Source organism: Morganella sp. EGD-HP17, from assembly GCF_000512315.2.
Classification (GTDB): Bacteria; Pseudomonadota; Gammaproteobacteria; order Enterobacterales; family Enterobacteriaceae; genus Morganella; species Morganella morganii.
Genome location: NZ_AZRH01000032.1, coordinates 1 through 6,573, shown reverse-complemented (window position 1 = coordinate 6,573; position 6,573 = coordinate 1). Strand labels below are relative to the sequence as shown.

5 protein-coding genes and 1 pseudogene are annotated in these 6,573 nt (G+C 45.8%); 3 read left to right on the top strand and 3 right to left on the bottom strand.

Going from position 1 to position 6,573, the window contains the following annotated elements:
• The 3 genes from X965_RS18185 to X965_RS18175 form a co-directional block, all read right to left on the bottom strand.
• The coding region (locus tag X965_RS18185) for an inverse autotransporter beta domain-containing protein (protein WP_172794102.1) at positions 1 to 1,874 on the bottom strand (1,874 nt) is incomplete at its 3' end.
• Positions 1,840 to 2,112: a hypothetical protein gene (locus tag X965_RS18180; protein ID WP_156341092.1), complete on the bottom strand. Its 273-nt coding sequence runs from the start codon at positions 2,110 to 2,112 to the stop codon at positions 1,840 to 1,842. The genes X965_RS18185 and X965_RS18180, both read right to left, overlap by 35 nt.
• A gap of 323 nt (positions 2,113 to 2,435) precedes the next feature.
• Positions 2,436 to 2,759 carry a helix-turn-helix domain-containing protein gene (locus tag X965_RS18175; protein ID WP_051997411.1) on the bottom strand — a complete coding sequence of 108 codons (324 nt, stop codon included), beginning with the start codon at positions 2,757 to 2,759 and terminating at the stop codon, positions 2,436 to 2,438.
• An 872-nt stretch (positions 2,760 to 3,631) separates the two neighbouring features.
• On the opposite strand from X965_RS18175, the gene X965_RS18170 reads away from it, so the two are divergent.
• The 3 genes and pseudogenes from X965_RS18170 to X965_RS19830 all read left to right on the top strand — a co-directional run.
• Entirely contained in the window at positions 3,632 to 4,240 is a 609-nt protein-coding gene (locus X965_RS18170; RefSeq protein WP_156341091.1) for a membrane-associated Zn-dependent protease 1, read from the top strand.
• 1,711 nt (positions 4,241 to 5,951) lie between these two features.
• Entirely contained in the window at positions 5,952 to 6,146 is a 195-nt protein-coding gene (locus X965_RS18165; protein WP_036419621.1) for a hypothetical protein, read from the top strand.
• Positions 6,147 to 6,224: 78 nt separating this feature from the next.
• Positions 6,225 to 6,573: pseudogene (locus tag X965_RS19830) on the top strand (cell envelope biogenesis protein TolA); the annotation flags it as partial.

The following is a 6,573-nucleotide window of genomic DNA, read 5'->3' as shown; positions in this document are numbered from 1 at the left end:
TCCGTGTTCCCCGTCACACCCAGGCCGTTCTTCGCCTGCACCGACACCTCTTTCACCTTCCCGGTGTCCGCTGTGGTCAGCGGGTAATCCGGCACCTGACCCGGTGTGGTCACCGCCTGACCGCTGCTGACCGCACCGGCCGTGCCGCCTTTGTCACCCCATGCGTACAGCGACGTATCGGTCACGTCACCACCGTTGGCATCAAACACGTACTGTGCACTCAGCGCTTTCCCCACCGACAGCTCACCCTGTAATTTCAGGTCACTGACCACCGGAGATTGCGCCGAACCAATCACAACATTCACCGGATTCAGTGTCGTCCCGTTCACCACCGGTGTCACCACCGTGGTGCCTGCCGTGGTGCCGGCCGTTAACGTGGACTGATACACGCCCGGCGATACTTCTGTTACCCCGGAGAGCTGTACATCACTGTTGCCTGTCGCATTTAAAGTTATACGGTCAGACAGCCCCGGTACCGGATTGCCGGCGGCATCTTTTACCGTCAGCGTTAATACGGACGCTGACTGACCGTCCGCCGGCAGCCTGTCCGGACTCGCTGTAAAGTCAGAATTATCCGTACTCACCACGGAGGCACGGACCGTTACCCGGGTCGATGACGGCGGCGACATATTACCGCTGTTATCAACAGCCCGTCCCGTGACGGTGTAATCGTTTTGCCCCGGATTCTGCCAGGCCGGCAGCGTCACGCTGTACTGCCCCGGCGCGGTCTCTGTGATTTGCCCGCCATTGGCCAGCAACCCCGGCGCATCCCACTGAATCTCCCTCAGACCGTTTTTACTGGTGACACTCACCCCCAGTGACCAGATTTCACCCGCCTGACCGGTAATAACCGGAACGGTCGATAAACGAATGGTCTCCTGCCGGCGGTATTCCAGCACAATCTGATTATTCCTCTCCACCAAATCATAACGGCTGCCCGCCAGGCTGCGTAATGCATCCACCGCACGGGTATCTGTCTGTTTTTCCCATGGCGTCCCTATTTCGTAACGCACCCCTATGTTAAACCGGGTTTCTCCGCCACTGCCGGTGCCCTGACGACGGTCTATCCCTGCCGTTAACAGCGGGAACGGGGTGTAATTCACCCCGGCCGTCACCGCGCCGGGGTTTTTCTGACGTTTATCGCGGCCGAATAACCCCACCTCATCCCCGTAGTACTGCTCATACATCAGCTTACCGCCCAGTTGCGGGTAAGCCGGTAAATAGGCTTCACTGCGCAGGTCAAATCCGTTTGCCGGCCGGGCATCGTATCCGTCAAGATGACGGGCATCTTTCCAGCCGCTCAGGCGAAAATAGCTGTTCGCCCCCAGTTTGAGATAATCACGCCAGTATTCCGCACCAATTCCCGCACGGGAATGACGGCCGGTCATGTCATGGTCAATGAAGGCGTTATACCCCACCATCTGCTCACCCAGAAACAGCCGCTGACCGGCACCAAGGTTCGCGGTGGTGTGCTTATCAATATGACGCAGCCCCATCTGGGTAAATGTCATCAGGTTCCGGACGTCATGCAGCGGCAGTAACACATCAATCTCACTGCCTTCAGGGCGGCCTTTGTCATCCACGCCCAGCCGGACACGCGCCGTGCCGTAACCCTTAAGCCAGTCCTGAATCTGACGTGTGGACTGGTCAGTGGCATACGCCCGCAATTTGTCTGCCGCCATACGGGCCGGGTCCCCCGACTTCAGCGCACCGGCCATCTCCGAAGAGGCCTGTGCCGTATTTTGTTCGTTCAGCCACCCGGAAGCGGACGTGTCAGCCAGACCGTCAGTCACCCCATTATCCCGCGGGATATCAATCTCATCTCCGGCCGTCAGGGCTTCAAATGGTCTGGAAAAGGTACGGAACTGATTCACCTGGTGGCTGCCCGGCAGTCAGTCCCAGCCGGGCAGCCACCAGGTCTGTTGTTTCACCGGGTTTCAGGGTGTACGGTGTGGTGGTGCCGGCCTGACGGGTGACCGGCGCTGCCGTGACCCACACAGGAGTCAGACTGGCCGCCACCGGAAATAATAACTGCGTCACAATGTTGGCCCAGGCCGCAACGCGGTATACGCGCGTCTTCCGGGGGATTTTTATTTTTTTTACTTCGTTCATATTGATTGTCTCAATGAGTAATAAAAAAGGGCTGCACCACACCCGTCCCGCCGCAACCCTCAGTGCCGGCACAGGGAGCGGGTCATTATCCGTGCCGCGGCTGGGCACGGACACCTTTCCGGACAAACGGCAGCATTTTTACTGAAAAATTATTCCCGCCGGATATTACGGGAAATGATGTTTAATTTAATAACAGCACCGGGAAACAACGCAGGCGGAAGACAATTACCCCTTCAGGTAAAAACAGGAACACCCTGCAATTAATAAATATTGTCACCGGTACGGTGAGGTCTGTGTTATATAACCGGAACCCGGACGGAAACTTAAAACTTCACGTTAAAATCAGGGGACATGAAATTAGCACCCTGCGAAAAAAGGCTTTCATAGGACGAATAAGGGATATCAACAATCGTTTCAGAAACAAATCTGTCCCATGACACCCCGTATGCCCGAAGAATTTTATCCAGCTGAAAAAGCCCTACCGCACTCTCCCCCCGCTCATAACGGGACAGCTGCTGCTGACTGACCATTATCTGACCGGCCACCTCTGCGCCGGATAATGAACGTTCATAACGGCATTTTTTTAAAAAAAGACCAATTTTACGGTTGAATGCCCGGCATTCACTGTCTGTAAAATTTCGCGACATACCCATCTCCGGTAACAATAAATTTAAATGCACCTGTCTGTATAAACAAGAAGAAATACTCTTATCCTGAGTATAATTACGCAGCCGAAAATCTCAAATACCCTCCCGCCATTATAAATGTGAGAAAATATTTTCCTGATGAAAGTTTTTATTTATCATACACATTGCAATACACATCTAACAAATTAACCGAGTCAACACAACAACATGAAATAAATAAAACTTTCATCAGACATGGATTTTAAATCCAAAAAAAGATATTTATTTAGTTATATCGACTACATAGAAAGTGAAACATAAATTGTAATTTTTATTTATAAAAAGAAACATATATACCGTCAAAATAAACTACTTTTATTTGTAAAAAGTAACAAACCGTACTTTCAGATTGATCCCTCTGACAACAAACAGGTGGTTTAATCAATTTACGGTCCGGATCAACAATGATATTCTAATCAAAAAACGACATATCCACTCTGATTAAAATAACGTGTAAATTAAGAGAATATATATGAGTTAATTACCGAATGATCACTATGCTGCCGGTGATAAACCCGATACTATAGGTACCTTAACGAATAGAAGGGACTTCCCAGGATTATGCGTTATGCGCCTGATTAATTATTGTGCAGTCATGGAGTACATATCGTCCCGGAAGAATTCGTTATGACGATCATGGCTGTCGGTATCGATCTTGCTAAAAATGCGTTTGCCGTTCACGATGTTGATCAAAATGGCAGAACTGTTCTGGTTAAGCCCAAAATATGAATAGTACCGTAATACCGGATTTCCCGTTTAACCATATGTTCACCACCGGATGACAAGATCAACATTGATAAGTGACTCAATAGCCAGCCTGAAACAAACATTGAATGCCTTACATCAAATTGCCTGCGGTCTTTTTGCTTTTTTGTGTTATTAATCCGGAAAGTAATATTACTTTTCGTCATTACACTGTGAAAATAACCAGGGTATTAACCACAATATTCAGGATAAAAATTATGCCACGGCACATCACTGACACCCCCCATCCCCGCTTAAAGAAGCAGCATTACTTTTTTATGATTCTGGCGTTATGGCTGAGCAATATGAATACTGCTCTGGCTGAAGCCCATTTAACCTTCCACATGGGAGTTGGTGCAAATAACCAGTTTGTGATTGGCGGCACCTTAGAAAACCGGGGAGATACTCCCATTGAGCGAGGTTATATTGCCGTACTGCCGGTGAATATACAGTGTGAGCCATTGCATTTTTTATGGCAGGAATTTGGCCCTGTTCCGCCGCATTCCACTCAGCAATTTAGTATCCCCGTCACCGATCCGGATTTTAATGCCTATAGATTAGTCGGCTTTACCGCTTTTGATGACATGGGCTTTGCACTCCCTGCCATTGATGACACAAAACCGATCATGGCGGCACGTCAGGCTGATGAAATTAACGCTTGCACTCTTCGCCGTAAAACAGAATCTCCCCCGTCTTAAAGGTTATTTAAGCCATGGGACGTGATTCAACGGGCCGTAAGGCGCATCGCGATTGGATAATGCTCAACGCCCATGGCTTACCAAAATGCGGTGTTAAGTCCTGTCGGACCAATTTGGACCCTTGTATACCATGGTGAGCATACTTATAAGCCGAAAAGCAATGGCAATATCGAAGATATGAATAAACCATCTTCTTTTGATTAGATGGCGGGGGTATTACTATTAAAAATAGTTGACTCCAACGGTAGTCCGTTATCCATCCGCATTTTCACAGGATATGCGAGATACTTACACACTGTGTTGACCATCCCGTTCTGACGCCCGTCGCAGCACTGCGCGTGCACTGCGATAGCCATACGTCGCAGGTCAGAGACCGTCGTGTTTATCCGGGACAACACCTCACTGTCGTCAAAATGGGATTACCGTCTGCGATCCTGCCAGTCAGATGGCCGGTTACCCCTGAGACTCAGCTGCGCACGCGATACTCCGGCAAACGTCAGTTATTCGACCTCCCCTGGCAACAAGGGTGCATGCGCAATATTTGCCCGACCTAACTCCAACGCCTCTCTCAGGAGCTCCGCTTCCATGGTTTTGCAACGTGTGATACAGACATATCTGGTTGCATAGTTTGCTGAATAATATAAATTTTTCCCTGTGGAGTGCGGCAACACCGACGCTCAGGTGCTGTTAATATTTCAACCATCTTATTTTTCTAACCGGTATTAAACATAGTTCTAAGACTACCTCTTATTTTAAGAGAGGTAAGGTGTCTGGTGACCTATAAGGTTAGCCTACAGAGCTTTGAAGCTTTGCAAAAATTGAACAACAATCAATTTGATAATTGACTACACCGCAATAAACCCGAGTTTCGGGTGAAGGAGCAATCTGTCTTTATGAACCAATTATTCAGTGTAGAGCCAGTTTTAGTATGAATGGGACATTTGGATTAAGTTAAAAGTTATCTCATTGGTTATTTCTGCCCCCCTGGATTTCTGTACGCTAAATTAAGTGATATTCATCACATAATAAGTACTAACAACATAGTTATGCAACAAAAATGGGAATACCAGTAATTTATTGTTGAACGTATGGTTCTGGTGTTGTTTAATCCTTTCAGAATGATTACTACTGATTTTTCTTATGCTGTTATAGACTGTATTAACCAGGATGTGAATGCACGCCATTTTTTTATGATCTTGTTAGTTTTTAAATACATAATTTATTCCATATCTGGTATATGATTTCATTCTGACACTTTCAGAAATCTTCCGCCACTTCTGATTGAGTGCCATAAAGAGGATAGTACTGTGGAATTGAATTACGGACTATTACAACCTCAAAACCTTATAAAGCAGGATCCATTAACAGAAACATACGTCACACACTCTTGTATATCCAAAATACGTAAATTTATACATAGATTATGATGCAATATTCTGACTTAATATGATTGAACATCCCGCGAATCCTTTAGTTCCGGTAACAATCCCTTTAGCAGTAGGCAGGTACAGGTACATACAGATTAATGTAACTAGTTTTTTCATCATTAAAATTTTTGATACAAGTACAGAAAAAACGCCTTTTGCTTGCAGAGAACTCCTTTCCCACAACTCAGATTCTGAAAAAAAAATCATTACCTATTAGCATCAGGATAAAAATTCAAATATCTCGTCTAAACTAAGAGTAACGACTTGACTTAAGGACACATGGTATGACTGAAGATGGCAAAGAGCATTACATCCAAATAATGAGTATTATTGGTAAAGGCGTTTCTAATTTATTGATGATTAAAGATGTTATCCTACGAGAAGATCTGATTATTGAATTGAAACAACTTAAAAAGGAGGAAGTTAACCCTAAAATAAAACCGTTCTTCCGGGATGCAATACGAATTGTAAGAGAGTGATGCCTAATATTCTGATTTATCTAAAGTAATTACTTTTATACAGCCACACATATCACACTATACAGATGGGTAAATAAAATGAACACACATACTTTAGGATTGTTTTTTTTAATTTTTTCATTAGGTTGCATTACAAATGCAAACGCAACAAATTATCCATGCTCCGGCAGTAAAGGTGGTATATCCCATTGTGAAAAAGATAAATTCATTTGCAATGATGGTTCTACCAGTCGTTCAGTGAAAACATGTACAACAGAATTGAAGGAGTCGATAAACAATAAAGCAGGGACAACCTCAGATATAACACCCGAGCAAAAAAATAAACGAGAAACTGACAAATCTGCATTGACAAGAAAAAAACCGGAAAAAGTTACTCCTCCCTCGAGAGAAAACACAAAAAACAAAGCATCCGCCTCAGCAGATAAAA